General features: G+C 64.9%; 13 protein-coding genes and 3 tRNA genes. 4 read left to right on the top strand and 12 right to left on the bottom strand.

The features are described from left to right. Positions 1–66: 66 nt before the first annotated feature. The 7 genes from lon to FGS76_RS04200 all read right to left on the bottom strand — a co-directional run bounded on the left by lon (position 67) and on the right by FGS76_RS04200 (position 6618). Positions 67–2463 (bottom strand): endopeptidase La, encoded by a 2397-nt coding sequence (gene lon, locus FGS76_RS04230; protein ID WP_138771381.1) that lies wholly within the window; start codon positions 2461–2463, stop codon positions 67–69. Positions 2464–2530: 67 nt separating this feature from the next. Continuing rightward, positions 2531–3814, bottom strand: a complete 1284-nt coding sequence (gene clpX, locus FGS76_RS04225; RefSeq protein WP_138771380.1) for an ATP-dependent Clp protease ATP-binding subunit ClpX — start codon at positions 3812–3814, stop codon at positions 2531–2533. A 96-nt stretch (positions 3815–3910) separates the two neighbouring features. Further along, positions 3911–4561, bottom strand: coding sequence for an ATP-dependent Clp endopeptidase proteolytic subunit ClpP (gene clpP / locus FGS76_RS04220; RefSeq protein WP_138771379.1), 651 nt, complete (start codon positions 4559–4561; stop codon positions 3911–3913). Positions 4562–4842: 281 nt separating this feature from the next. Next, a complete protein-coding gene (gene tig, locus FGS76_RS04215; RefSeq protein ID WP_138771378.1) occupies positions 4843–6156 on the bottom strand; it encodes a trigger factor in 1314 nt (437 codons plus the stop codon). Positions 6157–6319: 163 nt separating this feature from the next. Continuing rightward, a tRNA-His gene (locus FGS76_RS04210) sits at positions 6320–6395 on the bottom strand. 40 nt (positions 6396–6435) lie between these two features. Next, a tRNA-Arg gene (locus FGS76_RS04205) sits at positions 6436–6512 on the bottom strand. A 29-nt stretch (positions 6513–6541) separates the two neighbouring features. Next, positions 6542–6618 (bottom strand) — tRNA-Pro (locus FGS76_RS04200). 178 nt (positions 6619–6796) lie between these two features. On the opposite strand from FGS76_RS04200, the gene folD reads away from it, so the two are divergent. Next, a complete protein-coding gene (gene folD, locus FGS76_RS04195; protein ID WP_138771377.1) occupies positions 6797–7642 on the top strand; it encodes a bifunctional methylenetetrahydrofolate dehydrogenase/methenyltetrahydrofolate cyclohydrolase FolD in 846 nt (281 codons plus the stop codon). 301 nt (positions 7643–7943) lie between these two features. Here folD and FGS76_RS04190 read toward each other — a convergent pair whose 3' ends face one another. Genes FGS76_RS04190 through FGS76_RS04175 form a run of 4 tightly spaced genes read right to left on the bottom strand, consistent with a single transcriptional unit; the run spans position 7944 to position 12815 of the window. Next, entirely contained in the window at positions 7944–8828 is an 885-nt protein-coding gene (locus FGS76_RS04190) for an efflux RND transporter periplasmic adaptor subunit (protein ID WP_138771376.1), read from the bottom strand. Then, a complete protein-coding gene (locus tag FGS76_RS04185) occupies positions 8829–9056 on the bottom strand; it encodes a DUF1656 domain-containing protein (RefSeq protein WP_138771375.1) in 228 nt (75 codons plus the stop codon). Beyond that, the gene (locus FGS76_RS04180; RefSeq protein WP_138771374.1) at positions 9046–11151 is read right to left on the bottom strand and encodes an FUSC family protein; all 2106 of its coding nucleotides are present in this window, start codon (positions 11149–11151) and stop codon (positions 9046–9048) included. Before FGS76_RS04180 ends, FGS76_RS04185 begins: the two co-directional genes overlap by 11 nt. Beyond that, positions 11133–12815, bottom strand: coding sequence for a glutamine--tRNA ligase/YqeY domain fusion protein (locus tag FGS76_RS04175; RefSeq protein ID WP_138771373.1), 1683 nt, complete (start codon positions 12813–12815; stop codon positions 11133–11135). Before FGS76_RS04175 ends, FGS76_RS04180 begins: the two co-directional genes overlap by 19 nt. Positions 12816–12900: 85 nt before the next feature. On the opposite strand from FGS76_RS04175, the gene FGS76_RS04170 reads away from it, so the two are divergent. Genes FGS76_RS04170 through FGS76_RS04160 form a run of 3 tightly spaced genes read left to right on the top strand, consistent with a single transcriptional unit; the run spans position 12901 to position 14782 of the window. Beyond that, entirely contained in the window at positions 12901–13398 is a 498-nt protein-coding gene (locus tag FGS76_RS04170; RefSeq protein ID WP_138771372.1) for a peptidylprolyl isomerase, read from the top strand. A 41-nt stretch (positions 13399–13439) separates the two neighbouring features. Beyond that, positions 13440–14045 carry a peptidylprolyl isomerase gene (locus FGS76_RS04165; RefSeq protein WP_138771453.1) on the top strand — a complete coding sequence of 202 codons (606 nt, stop codon included), beginning with the start codon at positions 13440–13442 and terminating at the stop codon, positions 14043–14045. Next, positions 14042–14782 carry a UDP-2,3-diacylglucosamine diphosphatase gene (locus tag FGS76_RS04160; RefSeq protein ID WP_138771371.1) on the top strand — a complete coding sequence of 247 codons (741 nt, stop codon included), beginning with the start codon at positions 14042–14044 and terminating at the stop codon, positions 14780–14782. The genes FGS76_RS04165 and FGS76_RS04160 overlap by 4 nt, the downstream gene beginning before the upstream one ends. A gap of 103 nt (positions 14783–14885) precedes the next feature. Here FGS76_RS04160 and FGS76_RS04155 read toward each other — a convergent pair whose 3' ends face one another. Next, complete coding sequence (locus FGS76_RS04155; RefSeq protein WP_138771370.1) at positions 14886–15494, bottom strand: MiaE family protein; 609 nt, start codon at positions 15492–15494, stop codon at positions 14886–14888. Between the last annotated feature and the right edge of the window lie 61 nt (positions 15495–15555).

Below are 15555 nucleotides of genomic sequence, written 5' to 3'. Positions count from 1 at the left end.
AAAACGTCGGCAACGTTCACCGCTCGGTGATCGGGTCCCGCATTAGAACCGTCCATTCAGCGACGGTCAATGGGTGCTCGGCCGTTCGGATTCCTTTTGCGCTTTTTCTTCCGCCAGAGCGAGATCTTCCTCCACTTCGGCTTCACTCAGTGGCGTCGGCGTATGCGTCAGCGCCACTTCGAGAACCTGGTCGATCCACTTCACCGGACGAATCTCAAGAGCTTCCTTGATGTTGTCAGGAATTTCTTTTAAGTCACGCTCGTTTTCGTGCGGAATCAACACTGTTTTGATGCCGCCGCGATGGGCGGCCAGCAGTTTTTCCTTGAGCCCGCCAATCGCCAGCACCTGACCGCGCAGGGTAATTTCCCCGGTCATCGCCACGTCCGCGCGCACCGGGATACCGGTGAGCATGGACACCATGGCGGTGCACATGCCGATGCCGGCGCTGGGGCCGTCCTTCGGCGTGGCGCCTTCCGGCACATGGATGTGCAGGTCGTTCCGCTCCAACTGACGGCGACGGATGCCGAGGTGACGGGCACGGCTCTTGACCACCGTCCAGGCGGCCTGAATCGATTCCTGCATCACGTCGCCCAGGGAACCGGTGGTGGTGACGCGGCCCTTGCCCGGCGTGGACACGCCTTCGATGGTCAGCAGTTCGCCGCCCACCGAGGTCCAGGCCAGACCGGTAACCTGCCCCACCTGATCCTGTTCTTCCGCGCGGCCATAGCTGAACCGGCGCACGCCCAGGTATTCCTCCAGGCTTTCCGGGTCCAGCTTGACCGGCGTGTCGTCCTTGGCCAGCAGGTGCTCTTTCACCACCTTGCGGCACACCTTGCTGACTTCCCGTTCCAGACCACGCACACCGGCTTCCCGGGTGTAGTGACGAATCACATGGCGCAGGGTGGCGTCGTCGAACACCACTTCCCCTTCCTTGAGACCGTTGGATTTGATCTGTTTGGGAATCAGGTACTGGGCGGCGATATTGACCTTCTCGTCCTCGGTATAACCGGGCAGACGGATCACTTCCATCCGGTCCAGCAGCGGGCCGGGAATGTTCATGGAGTTGGAGGTGCACACGAACAGGGTTTCGGACAGGTCGTAGTCCACTTCCAGATAATGATCGCTGAAGGTGTGGTTCTGTTCCGGATCGAGCACTTCCAGCAACGCGGACGCCGGGTCCCCGCGCATGTCCATGCCCATCTTGTCCACTTCATCAAGCAGGAACAGCGGGTTGCGCACGCCCACCTTGGACAGCTTCTGGATCACCTTGCCCGGCAGCGAACCGATGTAGGTGCGCCGGTGGCCACGAATCTCCGCCTCGTCACGCACGCCACCCAGGGCCATGCGCACGAACTTGCGATTGGTGGCGCGGGCCACCGATTGCCCCAGGGAGGTTTTGCCCACGCCGGGCGGCCCCACCAGGCACAGTACCGGGCCCTTCACCTTGCCGACCCGGCTTTGCACGGCCAGGAATTCCAGAATCCGTTCCTTCACCTCTTCCAGGCCATAATGATCCTCGTCGAGAATCTGCTTGGCGTGGGCGATGTCGTGGCGAACGCGGCTGCGTTTTTTCCACGGAACGGACGTCATCCAGTCCAGGTAACTGCGCACCACCGTGGCCTCGGCGGACATCGGCGACATCATGCGCAGCTTGTTCAATTCGTTTTTGGACTTTTCCTTGGCGTCCTTGGGCATGCCGGAGTCGTCGATCTTTTTCTCCAGATCCTCCAGCTCGTTGCCACTTTCGTCCAGATCGCCGAGTTCCTTCTGAATCGCCTTCATCTGCTCATTCAGATAGTACTCGCGCTGGCTCTTCTCCATCTGTTTCTTGACCCGGCCACGGATGCGCTTCTCCACCTTAAGCACGTCCATGTCGGATTCCATCAGCGCCACCAGGTGCTCCACGCGCTCGCGCACGTCGACCATCTCCAGCACGTCCTGCTTTTCTTCCAGCTTCAGTTGCAGGTGGGCGGAAATGGTGTCGGCCAGGCGGCTGATTTCATCGATGGAGGACACCGAATTCATGATCTCCGGCGCCACTTTCTTGGACAGCTTGACGTATTCCTCGAACTTGGCGAGCAAGGAACGGGACAGGGCCTCCTGTTCGCTGTCGGAGGGCGCCACGTCGTCCAGCTCACGCACATCCGCCACCGCGCCGTCGTCGTCGAAGCGCGCCTTGCTGAGATGGCCGCGACCGCCGCCTTCCACCAGCACCTTCACGGTGCCGTCGGGCAGGCGCAGCATTTGCAGGATGGTGGACACGGTGCCCACCCGGTAGATGTCCTTTTCGCCCGGATCGTCGTCGGACGCGTTGCGTTGGGCCACCAGCATGATCTGCTTGTCGCTGGCCATGGCCGCTTCCAGCGCGGCTATGGATTTCTCCCGACCGACGAACAGCGGGATCACCATGTGCGGATATACCACCACATCACGCAGTGGCAGCAGCGGAATCTCTTTCAGCACGTATCGCCCCTAATGTGGATGAGTCGGCTGTTGATGGGTCGGCCCGCGCACGGGCCGGGCGCCCGATTCAGTCGGGCGCCACTCTGGACTTCTGCTCGCTGTTCTCATAGATCAGCAGGGGTTCGGACTCACCCTCGATGGTGGCACTGTCGATCACCACCTTGGCCACGCCTTCCAGGGACGGCACCTGATACATGGTATCCAGCAGCACCGCTTCCAGGATCGAGCGCAGGCCGCGGGCGCCGGACTTGCGTTCCATGGCCTTGCGGGCCACGGCGCGCAAAGCGTCGTCGCGGAAATCCAGTTCCACCCCTTCCATCTCGAACAGGCGGGTGTACTGTTTGGTCAGCGCATTGCGGGGCTCGGTGAGAATCTGCACCAGAGCCTCCTCGGACAGTTCCTCCAGGGTGGCGATCACCGGCAGGCGGCCGATGAACTCCGGAATCAGGCCGTATTTGACCAGATCCTCCGGCTCCACGCTGGCCAGCATCTCTCCCATGGTGAGGGCGGCGTCCTTGCTCTTCACCTCGGCGGAGAAACCGATGCCGCCCTTCTCGGAGCGATCACGGATCACCTTGTCGAGGCCGGCGAAGGCACCGCCACAGATGAACAGAATGTTGGAGGTGTCCACCTGCAGGAACTCCTGCTGCGGATGCTTGCGGCCGCCCTGGGGCGGCACCGAGGCCACGGTGCCCTCGATCAGCTTCAGCAGCGCCTGCTGCACGCCCTCGCCGCTCACATCACGGGTGATGGAGGGGTTGTCGGACTTGCGCGAAATTTTGTCGATTTCGTCGATGTAGACGATGCCGCGCTGGGCCTTGTCCACGTCGTAGTCACACTTCTGCAGCAGCTTCTGGATAATGTTTTCCACATCCTCGCCGACATAACCGGCCTCGGTGAGGGTGGTGGCGTCGGCGATGGTGAACGGCACGTTCAGCAGCCGCGCCAGGGTCTCGGCCAGCAGCGTCTTGCCGCTACCGGTGGGCCCGATCAGCAGAATATTGCTCTTGCCCAGTTCCACTTCGTCACGGCCACGGGACGACTTAACGCCCAGCCGCTTGTAGTGGTTGTACACCGCCACCGACAACACCCGCTTGGCGCGTTCCTGACCAATCACGTAATCGTCGAGCGTGGTCTTGATTTCCTGGGGCTTGGGCAGGCGCTCGTCGCCGCCGTCGCCGGACTCTTCCTGCACTTCCTCGCGGATGATGTCGTTGCACAGATCCACGCACTCGTCGCAGATAAAGACCGACGGGCCCGCGATCAGCTTGCGGACTTCATGCTGGCTTTTGCCGCAGAACGAGCAATACAGCAGCTTGCCGTCGTCGCCCTTTCCGGTGGTATCGGTCATCGAATCGCCTCAGAACCTGATGTTTCAGTTTGAAGATGCCGGGTGCCACCGGCTTTTTCAAGCCCGGCGGCGCGCCGGCCCGGCCGCGCGCTGCCCTCAGCGGCGCCGCAGCACCTCGTCGACCAGGCCGTATTCCTTCGCCTGGGTGGCGTCCATGAAGTTGTCACGGTCGGTGTCGCGCTCCACCACTTCCAGGGGCTGGCCGGTGTGCTCGGCGAGCATGCGGTTGAGATCGCTCTTGATCTTGAGAATCTCGCGGGCGTGGATCTCGATGTCCGACGCCTGGCCCTGGAAGCCGCCCAGCGGCTGGTGAATCATCACCCGGGCATTGGGCAGCGCGTGGCGCTTGCCGGTGGCGCCGGCGGCCAGCAGAAAGGCGCCCATGCTGGCGGCCTGGCCGATGCACATGGTGGACACGTCCGGCTTCACGAACTGCATGGTGTCATAGATCGACATCCCGGCGGTCACCGACCCGCCCGGGCTGTTGATATACAAATTGATGTCCTTGTCCGGGTTCTCGGACTCCAGAAACAGCATTTGCGCGACGATCAGGTTGGCCATGTAGTCCTCGACCTGGCCGACCAGAAAAATCACCCGCTCCTTGAGAAGGCGGGAATAGATATCGAAGGAACGCTCACCCCGGGAGGTCTGCTCGATCACCATGGGCACCAGGCCCACGTTGGTCGGGTCCTGCATCAGGGTCTTCATTTCCGGAGTAATGGACGTGATCCGGCTCAAATCTATCATCTAGCGCTTCCTTTTTCGGGTCCCTGTGGCGCCGACTGGCGGCCCGCACAGGGTAATTGGGGCGCGGGCGTCCGCTTACAAGGCAGGGCGCGCCTATTACCCCGATAGTAAGGGGGCCCCCGTGGGCCGTCCATAAAGGCCGGTGAATAAGCCGTTCAACTGCGCAAAAGTTGCACAAAAGTACCCTTTTGGAACGAAAAAACCTCCGAAACGCCGATTTTTCCGGCATTTCGGAGGTTCGCTGGGCGCCGTTCGGGACGGCCCTGGCGGCGGACTCCGGTTCAGCCCTGCTGCTGATCGCGGGGTTTGACCGCGTCCTGGTAGGGCTGGGTCTTCTCTTCCACCTTGGCGGATTCCAGTACCAGATCCACCACCTGGTCTTCCAGCACCGCGCCTTCGATCTGCTGAAGCTGCTGCGGGTTGCTGTAGATCCAGTTAACCAGCTCTTCGGGCTGCTCGTACTGGGAGGCGATCTCTTCCACCCGGCTCTTGACCCGGTCGGCGTCCGCCTGCAGCTCGAACTTCTCGAGAATGGCGCGCATCACCAGGCCCAGACGCACGGAACGCTCCGCCTGGTCCTTGAACAGCTCCGCCGGGAGCATGGAGGCATCGAACTGCTGGCCGCCGCCGAACTGCTGCATCATTTGCTGGCGCATGCGGTCCACTTCCTGGTCCACCAGGGCCGCCGGCACGTCGAACTCGTGCTGGCCGGCGAGACCGTCCATCACCTGTTCCTTGACCTTGCCACTGACCGCGTTGCTCAGCTCGCGCTCCATGTTCTTGCGCACTTCGGCCTTGAACTTGTCCAGGTCACCGTCCTCGACGCCAAAGGCCTTCATGAACTCACCGTCCACTTCCGGCAGCGCCTTGGCCTGCACCTTGTTGACCTTGATCTGGAAGACCACCGCCTGGCCTTTCAGCTCCTCGGCCTGGTAGTCCTCGGGGAAGGTCACGTCGATGTCCTTCTCCTCGCCGGCTTTCATGCCAACGATGCCGTCCTCGAAGCCCGGGATCATCTGGCCGGAGCCCAGCTCCAGGTCGTGACCCTCGGCGCTGCCGCCTTCGAACGCCTCGCCATCCTTGAGGCCCTTGAAGTCGATATTGACGCGGTCGCCGGTTTCGGCGGCGCGGTCCACGTCCTCGAACTCAGCGCGCTGCTGGCGCAGGGTCTCGATCATTTCGTCCACATCGGCGTCGGTCACTTCCGCCACCGGCTTTTCCACTTCGATGGCGTCGAAAGCGACCACTTCCACCTGCGGGAAGACTTCGAAGGTGGCGATGAACTCCAGGTCCTCGCCGGCCACGTTCTTGGTGGCTTCGAAACCGGGCATGCCGGCCGGCTGCAGTTTTTCCTGCTCCACCGCTTCCAGGAAGGACTCGCGCATCACGTCGGCGAGCACTTCGTTACGCACGGCGGCACCGAAGCGACGTTTCACCTCCCGCATCGGCACCTTGCCGGGGCGGAAGCCATCCAGGCGGACGCTTTTTTGCGCTTCGCGGAGCTTGTTCTCCACGGCGGAGTCCACTTTCTCCGCGGGTACACCCACGGTAACGCGCCGCTCCAGACCTGAAGTCGTTTCTACGGAAACCTGCATAACATCCTCTTTCTAAAGACTTTTGGGGCCGGAGACCGACTTGGGCGGCCCGGGACCACGTACTTTGAAGGGCGGCAATTATAGTCAATGGCGCCGCCGAGATGAACCATAAAGCGTTGAACCATAAAAAAGGCCCCCGGGCGTCACCCGGGGGCCTTCATGTTGGGGTGGCTGATGGGATTTGAACCCACGACCACCGGAGTCACAATCCGGGGCTCTACCAACTGAGCTACAGCCACCAACGAAATCGTCGCTCTGCCAGGCCTTCGAGGCGCTCGATGGCACGCCTGGCAGGGCTCGAACCTGCAACCTACGGCTTAGAAGGCCGTTGCTCTATCCAATTGAGCTACAGGCGCTTTAACCGAACCCACCATCAGCCCGCTAATGGTCGGGGTGGAGGGATTCGAACCCCCGACATCCTGCTCCCAAAGCAGGCGCGCTACCAGACTGCGCTACACCCCGCCGGGCAGGTCGAGCGAGGCGGCATAATACCCGCGCCCTCCGGGACCGTCAACGACACCCCGAGCCGATCACGACCGTTCGCTGGAATATTCGCCAGCCGGCCACCGCTTTGCCCGAACCGGGCGCCCATGCGAGAATCCGCGCTCCCTTCCTTCCACCCCACAGACAGAGAGAACCGATGAGCGCGCAGATTCTGGATGGCAAGGCGTTGGCCCAGCATTTCGAGGAAGAAATGCGAGGCCGCGTGGAGGCCCTGAAAGCCAAGGCCGGGGGCCGCACCCCCATTCTCGCCACCATTCTGGTGGGAGCCGACCCGGCCTCCGCCACCTATGTGAAGATGAAGGGCAACGCCTGCCGCCGGGTGGGCATGGATTCCATGGCCGTGGAACTGCCGGCGGACACCACCACCGACCAGCTGCTGGCGCGGATCGATGAGCTCAACAACAACCCGGACGTGCACGGCATCCTGCTGCAGCACCCGGTGCCGGAACAGATCGACGAGCGCCTGTGCTTCGACGCCATCAGCCCCGGCAAGGACGTGGACGGCGTCACCTGCCTGGGTTTCGGCCGCATGGCCATGGGCGAGGAAGCCTACGGCTGCGCCACCCCCAAGGGCATCATGCGCCTGCTGGAGCACTATGAGGTGCCGCTGGAAGGCAAGCACGCGGTGGTGGTGGGCCGCAGCGCCATTCTCGGCAAGCCCATGGCGATGATGCTGCTGGGCGCCAACGCCACCGTCACCATCTGCCACAGCCGCACCCGGGACCTGCCGGCGCTGGTGCGCCAGGCGGACATCGTGGTCGGCGCCGTGGGCCGCCCGGAATTCATCAAGGCGGACTGGATCAAGGACGGCGCCGTGGTGGTGGACGCCGGCTTCCACCCGGAAAAATGCGGCGACATCGAACTGGGCCCCCTCACCGACCGCGTCGCCGCTTACACTCCGGTGCCCGGCGGCGTCGGCCCCATGACCATCAATACGTTGATCGTTCAGACGCTGGAGGCCGGCGAGAAGGCGTTCGCTTAGGGGCAGCTGCAGGCTGCAAGCTACAAGCCCGCGCGGTGGGGCTGAGCCGCCGTGCCGGTAGCGATCAGTTAAAAGTTCAAAGTTGAAAGTTCAAAGGTCGTGGCGGAGAGGGGCTGCAGCGGCCTTCGGCCGCCCTGAACGCGGCCACGGCCTCGCCGCCCTACAGGCCCCAACCCGCGTTTTAACTTTTAACTTTTAACTTTTAACTTTCAACTGGCCGATTCTTGGCACGGCAACTCCGCCCCACCGCGCCAGCTTGCGGCTTGCAGCTTGCGACTTGAAGCCGGCGCGGCTTGCCGCCCTATTCCCCGATGGAAACGCTAGCCGTCATACCGGCCACCAACGTCAGGTCCTCCGGCACCCGATCCAGTTCGATGCGTACCGGAATGCGTTGGGCCAGGCGTACCCATTCGAAGGTGGGCGATACCGGGGGCAGGCCCTGGTCGGTGCCGGAGGCGGCGTTGGGGTTGGCGATGCCGCGGGCGATGCCGGCCACCTTGCCGTCGAGGATGCGGTCGCTGCCGAGCAGCCGCACCCGGGCCCGGTCGCCGGTACTCAGGCGGTGCACCTGGGTTTCCCGGAAGTAGGCCTCGATCCAGAACGATTGGCCGTCCACCAGGGCCAGCACCGGTTCGCCGGCCCGGGCATAGTCCCCGGCCTGGGCCAGCAGATGGGTCACGAAACCGCCCACCGGCGCCGGGACATTGGCCCGTTGCAGGTCCAGCTGCGCTTCCTTGAGGGCCGCTTCGGCGGCGTGCAGGTCGGCGCGGGCCACTTCCGCCAGACGGGTGGCGGATTCCCGCTCCTCCGAGGACACCGCCCGCCCCAGACGCTTGCGCCGGGACGCTTCGTCGTCGCGCAGGGCCAGTTCCTGGCGGCGGTGGGCCCGCTCCGCCTCGGCCCGCGTCACCGCCAGCCGGTAGCGCTCCGGGTCCACGCTGAACAGGGCCTCGCCCTCCTCCACCCGGCTGTTGTCGGTCACCGCCATCTTGGTGATGCGCCCGGACACGTCCGGCGCCACCTGTATCACCGCCGCTCGTACCCGGGCATCCCGGGTCCACAGCTGGTGCACGTATTGAAACCACAGAAACCAGACGGCGATGGCGGCGACCAGTACCAGCCCGCCGGTGAGCAGCAGCGGCCGCCAGCGGCCCGGACGGCGTTCAGACAGGGGGGCTTCCGACATTTAAGACACTTCCCACATTAAGGCACTTGCCCACATAAACAGCGCCAGCGCCAAGGCGCACAGCACCAGAAACACACACAGACCGGCCAGGGCCGGATGCCAGAACCAGCGGTAGCCGTCCAGCCGCCCGAGCAGCCGGTTCACCGGCCAGAACAGCAGCAGCGCCACCAACAGCACCGGCAACAGCGGCGGCAGCAGCACGCCACCCCAATCGATCTCATACAACATCCAGATTCCTCAAGCCGCGCCAGGGCCGGTCCGCCGAGCCGGCCAGGAAAAAGCCCGCGTATCGCCGGATAATACTGATCTGCAGGCGCAAGCGCACAACCGAACGCACCAGCCGGCGCCGTTCGCCGGGCTCCAGCTCCGGGCCATAGGCGCGCTGGCAGCGGCGCAGCACCGTGTCCGCCTGGGCGGTGAGCGCCAGCCAGCGGTCTTCGTCACCGTCACGCAGCACCCGCTGGGTATCGCGGATCAGCCGGGTGATGGCCAGCTTCTCGTCGCCGGGCAGCCCGCGCCGGCACATCATATTCAGATACAGCAGGCCGAGACCCAGAGTCACCGCCGCCAGGGCGCCGCGCAGCAGCTCGCCGTCCTCTTTATTCGACGGGTCCAGATTGGGCAGCAGCAGGCTGATGCGGTCGTACAGTTGCCGTTCCAGTCGGTGGCGCGGCCAGCGGCGGCGGATCGGCCAGCGCCCCAGGGTGCGGCACAGATCCCGGCACAGCCGCTGGCGGGCCCGGGCCGGGGTGTCGCCGGGCCACACCAGCATGAACGCCAGCACCGCCAGAATCATGCCCATGCCCAGGGACAGCATGTTGTTGAACAGCGGCAGCGCGTCGAAATTCTGGGTCGGCGACAGGTCCAGCAACAGCGGGAAGAAGATCGTCACCGGAATACCGATGCCCGCCGTGGCCGGCCGCGCCATGGCCAGACCGGCCAATACATAGACCGGCGCCAGCCAGACCACCAGTTCCGCGAAGCCATCACTGCCGGGCAGCAGCACCAGCCGGTACAGCGTTGCCAGCAGCGCCGCCAGGGCGGCGCCCTTGATAAAGCCGCGCACCGCCGCCAGCGGGTTGTCGCGGGTGGCGAACAGCGCGCAGATCACCCCCACCTGGATCGCCACGCCGGCGCCCTGGGGCGAGGCGCTCCAATACCAGAACGCCAGGGCACCGCTCAGCGCCAGGGCCGCGCGCACGCCGTTGCGCCAGGCCTGGGACGGGTCCAGATGGGGCCGCGAGGTGCCGCCCCGCCACTGCACCAGCGGCGCCCGGTCGGTGAGCATGGCGAACAGCGCCACGCTGGAGCGCAGCCGGTCGCACAGCTCGGCGCTGTGCTCCAGGGCCAGTTGCAGGGCGTAGAAGCGCTCGTCGTTGTCGTCCCGCTGGCCACCGCGCAGTTCCCGCGCCAGGGTCCGGGCGCGCACGTACAGGCCGTGCAGGGTGTCACGCAGGGCCTCCGGCGGCGCTTCCGGGTCCAGGGCGGCGATGTCCGCCAACAGGGCCGCCACCGCCGGGTGGTGGTGGCGCTCCGCGTCGCGGAGCACATAGACGTGCAGCGGCCCCACCGAGGAGATCATCGCCAGCATTTCATGGCCCAGGCGGCGGCACAGGCCGGCGCGGTTGCGCAGCTTCGGGGAATCGAACAGGGCGTGTTCGCGCAGGTTTTCCAGCGCCATGCCGTCGGTGATCAGGGTCTGGCGGCGGGCGCGCAGCTGATCCCGATCCAGCCGCCCCCCGGCGGTGTCCGACACCAGCCGGATCAGGGCGATCAGCTGGCTGCGGCTGCTCTGCAGGTAGGCGCCACCGGCGGAGCGCGGCCACACCAGCACGCTGAGCAGGCTGACGCAGAAGATACCCAGGCTGATTTCGGTGACCCGGGCCACCGCCAGGGAGAAGGTCTGATCCGGCGCCAGCACCGCCGGCACGCCGATGATCAGGGCGCTGTAGCCGGCCAGCACGAAGGCGTAGGCGCGGAAGTTGCGCAGCAGACTGGCGGCGAAGGTGCACAGCCCCAGCCATACCACCAGGGCAATAAAGAACAGGGTCGGCTGGCCGTTGAGCGCGCCCACCAGCAAGGTGGCCACCAGGGCGCCGCCCAGGGTGCCGAGCAGCCGGTAGATGCCCTTGGCCACGGCCATGCCGCCCAGGGGCTGGGCGACGATATAGACCGTCATCAGCGACCATTTGGGCTGGTCCAGGCCCAGCGCCAGGGCGATATAAAGCGCCAGCATGCCGGCGGCGAAGGTGCGCAGGCTGAACTGCCACTCCCGCGCCCCGGCCTGGCGCAGGAAGGCCGGGATCAGGCTTCCCGGGGCCAAGATTCCCGCAGACCCACGGTGCGGTTGAACACCGGTTTATCGGCGCTGCTGTCCCGGTCCACGCTGAAGTAGCCCTCGCGCTCGAACTGGAAGCGGGTCTCGGCCACGGCGCCGGCCGCGCCGGGCTCCACCATGCAGCCACTCAATACCCGCAGGGATTCCGGATTGAGGTGGTCGAGGAAGGACTCCCCTTCCGCCACTTTCGACGGATTGGCCACCTGGAACAGCCGGTCGTAGAGGCGCACCTCGCAGGGCACGCCCCGGTCGGCGCTGACCCAGTGAATGACGCCGCGCAGTTTGCCCTGCCCTTCGTCGTTCTCCGGGTTCTTGCCCAGGGTGTCCGGGTCGTAGCTGCAGCGGATCTCGACGATCTCGCCGGCGTCGTCACGGACCACGGATTCGGCGCGCACCACATAGCCGTAGCGCAGCCGCACCCGGTCACCCAGCACCAGCCGCTTGTACTTCTTGTTGGCTTCCTCGCGGAAGTCCTCCCGGTCGATGTAGACCTCCCGGGTCAGCGGCATCTCGCGGTTGCCCATGGCCTCGTTCTGCGGGTGTACCGGCGCCACCAGGGTTTCCTCATGGCCCTCCGGCCAGTTCTCGATCACCAGCTTGAGCGGGTTGAGCACGCAGAAGGCCCGCGGGGCGTGCTGGTTGAGATCGTCACGCACCGCTTCTTCCAGCAGGCTCATGTCGATCACCGAGTCCGCCCGGCTGACCCCCAGGGCTTCGCAGAAGTTGCGAATCGCCGCCGGCGTGTAACCGCGCCGGCGCAGGCCGCTGAGGGTGGGCATGCGCGGGTCGTCCCAGCCGTCCACGTGGCCTTCGTCCACCAGCAGCTTGAGGCGGCGCTTGCTGGTCACGGTGAAGTTCAGGTTGAGCCGTGAGAATTCGTACTGGCGGGGCTGGGCCGGCACCTCCACATTCTCGATCAGCCAGTCGTACAGCGGCCGATGATCCTCGAACTCCAGGGTACAAAGGCTGTGGGTGATGCCCTCGATGGCGTCGGACAGCGGGTGGGTGAAGTCATACATCGGGTAGATGACCCACTTGTCGCCGGTCTGGTGGTGCGCTTTTTTTCGTATCCGGTACAGGATCGGGTCGCGCAGGTTCAGGTTCGGGCTGAGCATGTCGATACGCGCCCGCAGCACCGCCGCGCCCTCGTCGAACTCGCCGGCGCGCATGGCCGCGAACAGCGCCCGGTTCTCTTCCACGGACCGGTCCCGGTGCGGGCTGTCCTGGCCGGGGGTGGTGAAATTACCGCGCATCTCGGCGATTTTTTCCGGAGACTGGGTGTCCACATAGGCCAGCCCCTTGTCGATCAGCTGCAGGGCGTAGTCGTGCAGCTGGTCGAAATAGCCGCTGGCGAAGCGCACCGGCCCGGTCCATTCGAAACCCAGCCATTCCACGTCACGCTGGATCGAGCGAATGTACTGGTCTTCTTCCTTCTCCGGGTTGGTGTCGTCGAAGCGAAGATGGCAGGCACCGCCGTAGCTTTCGGCGATGCCGAAATTCAGGCAGATGGACTTGGCGTGCCCAATATGCAAATAACCGTTGGGCTCCGGCGGGAACCGGGTGACCACACGGCCATCGTTTTTTCCTTCCGACAGGTCACGATCGATGATCTGTCTGATAAAATTACTGGGCGCTTTTGCTTCACTCATTGAGCCGCCTGCGGCTGAAATCCGGGGTGCGCTAGTGTACAGTGCGCCCCCCCACAGTCAAAGACTCCCCGGATCCGGAGACCCCATGAAAGTGCTGTTGACCACCACCTACGGAAAGATCCTGCTGGAACTGGACGCCGAGAGCGCTCCCAAGACCACGGATAACTTCGTCCAGTACGTCAAGGACGGGCACTATGACGGCACCGTGTTCCACCGTGTCATCAGCAACTTCATGATCCAGGGCGGCGGTTTCACCCCGGATATGGAACAGAAGCCCACCCGCGAGGCGATCGAGAACGAAGCCGCCAACGGGCTCTCCAACGAGGCCGGCACCATCGCCATGGCGCGCACCAGCGATCCGCACTCCGCCACCGCCCAGTTCTTTATCAACGTGGCCGACAACCACTTCCTGGACAAGGCCCGTTCCCCGGACGGCTGGGGCTACGCGGTGTTCGGCAAGGTGGTCGAGGGCATGGAGACGGTCACCCGCATCAAGGGCGTGGCCACCGGCAACAAGGGCTTCCACCAGGACGTGCCCCGCGAGGACGTGATCATCGAGTCCGCCGAGGTCATCGAAGAATGAACCGGTCAGCCAGTCGGGCAGTGAGCCGTGTAGTGAGCCGTATAGCGGGCCGGGTTGTGCTTGCCGCCGTGCTGCTGGTGCCGGCACTGGCGCTGGCCGCCAACCCGCGGGTGGAGCTGACCACCAGCCAGGGCAATATCGTGCTGGAGCTGTACCCGAAGGCGGCGCCGGAAACGGTGGCCAACTTCCTTCGCTACGTGGACGACGGCTTCTACGACGGCACCGTGTTTCACCGGGTGATCAACGGCTTCATGATCCAGGGCGGCGGCTTCGACGCCGACCTGCGTCAGAAGGACACCCGCGCGCCGATCAAGAATGAAGCGGACAGCGGCCTGCGCAACGAGCGTGGCACCATCGCCATGGCGCGCACCGGCGACCCCCATTCCGCCACCGCCCAGTTCTTTATCAACCTGGTCAGCAACCGCAGCCTGGACCACAGCGGCAAAACGCCCCGGGGCTGGGGCTATGCGGTGTTTGGCAAGGTGGTGGAAGGCATGGACACGGTGGAACGCATCGCCACGGTGCCCACCGGCAGCGGCAAGCTGGCCGGCGGCCCCCGGGTCGCGGATGTGCCGCGCACGCCGGTGGTGATCGAAAAAGCCCGCCGCCTGGACGCCGCCAACGACGACAATAACGACCAGCAATGAGCTACAGCCTGCTGATTTCCGACCTGCATCTGGACCCGGTGCGTCCCGGGCACCTGGCGGAGCTGGAACGCCTGCTGGCCGACCAGGCGGGCCGCGCCGCGCGCCTTTATGTGCTCGGCGATCTGTTCGAGGCCTGGATCGGCGACGATGACGACAGCGACTTCAACCGCCAGGCCATCGCCGCCTTCCGGGCGTTCTCCGACGCCGGCTCCGAACTGTTCTTCATGCACGGCAACCGGGACTTCCTGCTCGGCCAGCGTTTCGCCGACGACTGCGGCGGCACCCTGCTCGACGAAGGCACGGTGGTGGACCTGCACGGCACCCGCGCCCTGCTGATGCACGGCGATAGCCTGTGCACCGAGGATCAGGCCTACCAGCAATTCCGTGCCATGGCCCGCAACCCGCAATGGCAGCAAATGATGCTGGCCAAGCCCCTGGACGAACGGCGCGCCCTGGCCCAGGGCATGCGCATGCAGAGCCAGAGCAACAACGCCAATAAGGCCGAGAACATCATGGACGTGACCCGGTCCGAGGTGGTGCGGGTGATGAATGAGGCCGGCGTCCGTGATCTGATCCACGGCCACACCCACCGCCCGGCGGTGCACGACGTGGACCTGGGCGACGGCGCCAGCGGCAAGCGCTGGGTGCTGGGCGACTGGGGTCAGTTGGGCTGGTGGATTGTCGCCGACGGTGATGGTCTGCGCCTGGAGAGCTGGGAGATTGGCGGGGCTTCTTAGGCGGTTTTATCGCGACTGAAGTCGCTCCTACATAGGTGGAAGAACAATGTAGGAGCGACTGGGCGGCATTCCGCTTCAGTCGCGATAAACCCCAACGGCCCCCTCACCCGACCGCCGGCACACCGGAATGAAACCGGAACGCCTGGTCCGGCTCCTCGATCAGCGCCCTCTCCTGCTCCTTGAAGAACGCCACCCGCTCCTCGATGGGGCCGTCCGCGTACAGCCGCGCCAGGCGCAGATAATCCTCGAAGTGACGCGATTCACTCTTCAATAAATAGCGGTAATAGCGCCCCAGCTCGTCATCCACATGGGGCGCCAGGGCGGCGAAGCGTTCGCAGGAGCGGGCCTCGATCAGGGCGCCGATAATCAGGGTATCCACCAGCCGGCCGGGCTCGGAAGTGCGCGCATGGCGGCGCAGGCCCTGGGCGTAGCGGGACGGCGACAGGTGATCGTAGGTGACACCCCGTTCGCGCATCATGCCCACCACCTGCTCGAAGTGCAGCAGCTCCTCCCGGGCCAGCTGGCTGAGATTGTCCAGCAGCTCCGGCCGGTCCACATAGCGGAACATCAGGTTCAGCGCCGTGGACGCCGCCTTCTTTTCGCAGTGGGCATGGTCGATCAGCAGAATGTCCGGGTGCGCCAGCGCCCAACCGATCCAGGCCTCCGGCGTCGGACAGGGCAGGAATTCACGGAGCGGGGTTATGTCGGTCATGGCCACCTCAAGCAGGACGGCGCCATTCTACAAGCCCGCCGGCGCAAAACCAGCCCGGACA

The sequence above is a fragment of the Alloalcanivorax gelatiniphagus genome, from assembly GCF_005938655.1.
GTDB lineage: Bacteria > Pseudomonadota > Gammaproteobacteria > Pseudomonadales > Alcanivoracaceae > Alloalcanivorax > Alloalcanivorax gelatiniphagus.
This window is presented reverse-complemented; position numbering and strand designations above follow the sequence as displayed.

What these genes read in the sequence shown, in the direction of transcription:
- clpX (WP_138771380.1), bottom strand. Translation starts at nt 3,814, where the DNA reads ATGACCGATACCACCGGAAAGGGCGACGACGGCAAGCTGCTGTATTGC.
- clpP (WP_138771379.1), bottom strand. Translation starts at nt 4,561, where the DNA reads ATGATAGATTTGAGCCGGATCACGTCCATTACTCCGGAAATGAAGACC.
- tig (WP_138771378.1), bottom strand. Translation starts at nt 6,156, where the DNA reads ATGCAGGTTTCCGTAGAAACGACTTCAGGTCTGGAGCGGCGCGTTACC.
- folD (WP_138771377.1), top strand. Translation starts at nt 6,797, where the DNA reads ATGAGCGCGCAGATTCTGGATGGCAAGGCGTTGGCCCAGCATTTCGAG.
- FGS76_RS04190 (WP_138771376.1), bottom strand. Translation starts at nt 8,828, where the DNA reads ATGTCGGAAGCCCCCCTGTCTGAACGCCGTCCGGGCCGCTGGCGGCCG.
- FGS76_RS04185 (WP_138771375.1), bottom strand. Translation starts at nt 9,056, where the DNA reads ATGTTGTATGAGATCGATTGGGGTGGCGTGCTGCTGCCGCCGCTGTTG.
- FGS76_RS04175 (WP_138771373.1), bottom strand. Translation starts at nt 12,815, where the DNA reads ATGAGTGAAGCAAAAGCGCCCAGTAATTTTATCAGACAGATCATCGAT.
- FGS76_RS04170 (WP_138771372.1), top strand. Translation starts at nt 12,901, where the DNA reads ATGAAAGTGCTGTTGACCACCACCTACGGAAAGATCCTGCTGGAACTG.
- FGS76_RS04160 (WP_138771371.1), top strand. Translation starts at nt 14,042, where the DNA reads ATGAGCTACAGCCTGCTGATTTCCGACCTGCATCTGGACCCGGTGCGT.
- FGS76_RS04155 (WP_138771370.1), bottom strand. Translation starts at nt 15,494, where the DNA reads ATGACCGACATAACCCCGCTCCGTGAATTCCTGCCCTGTCCGACGCCG.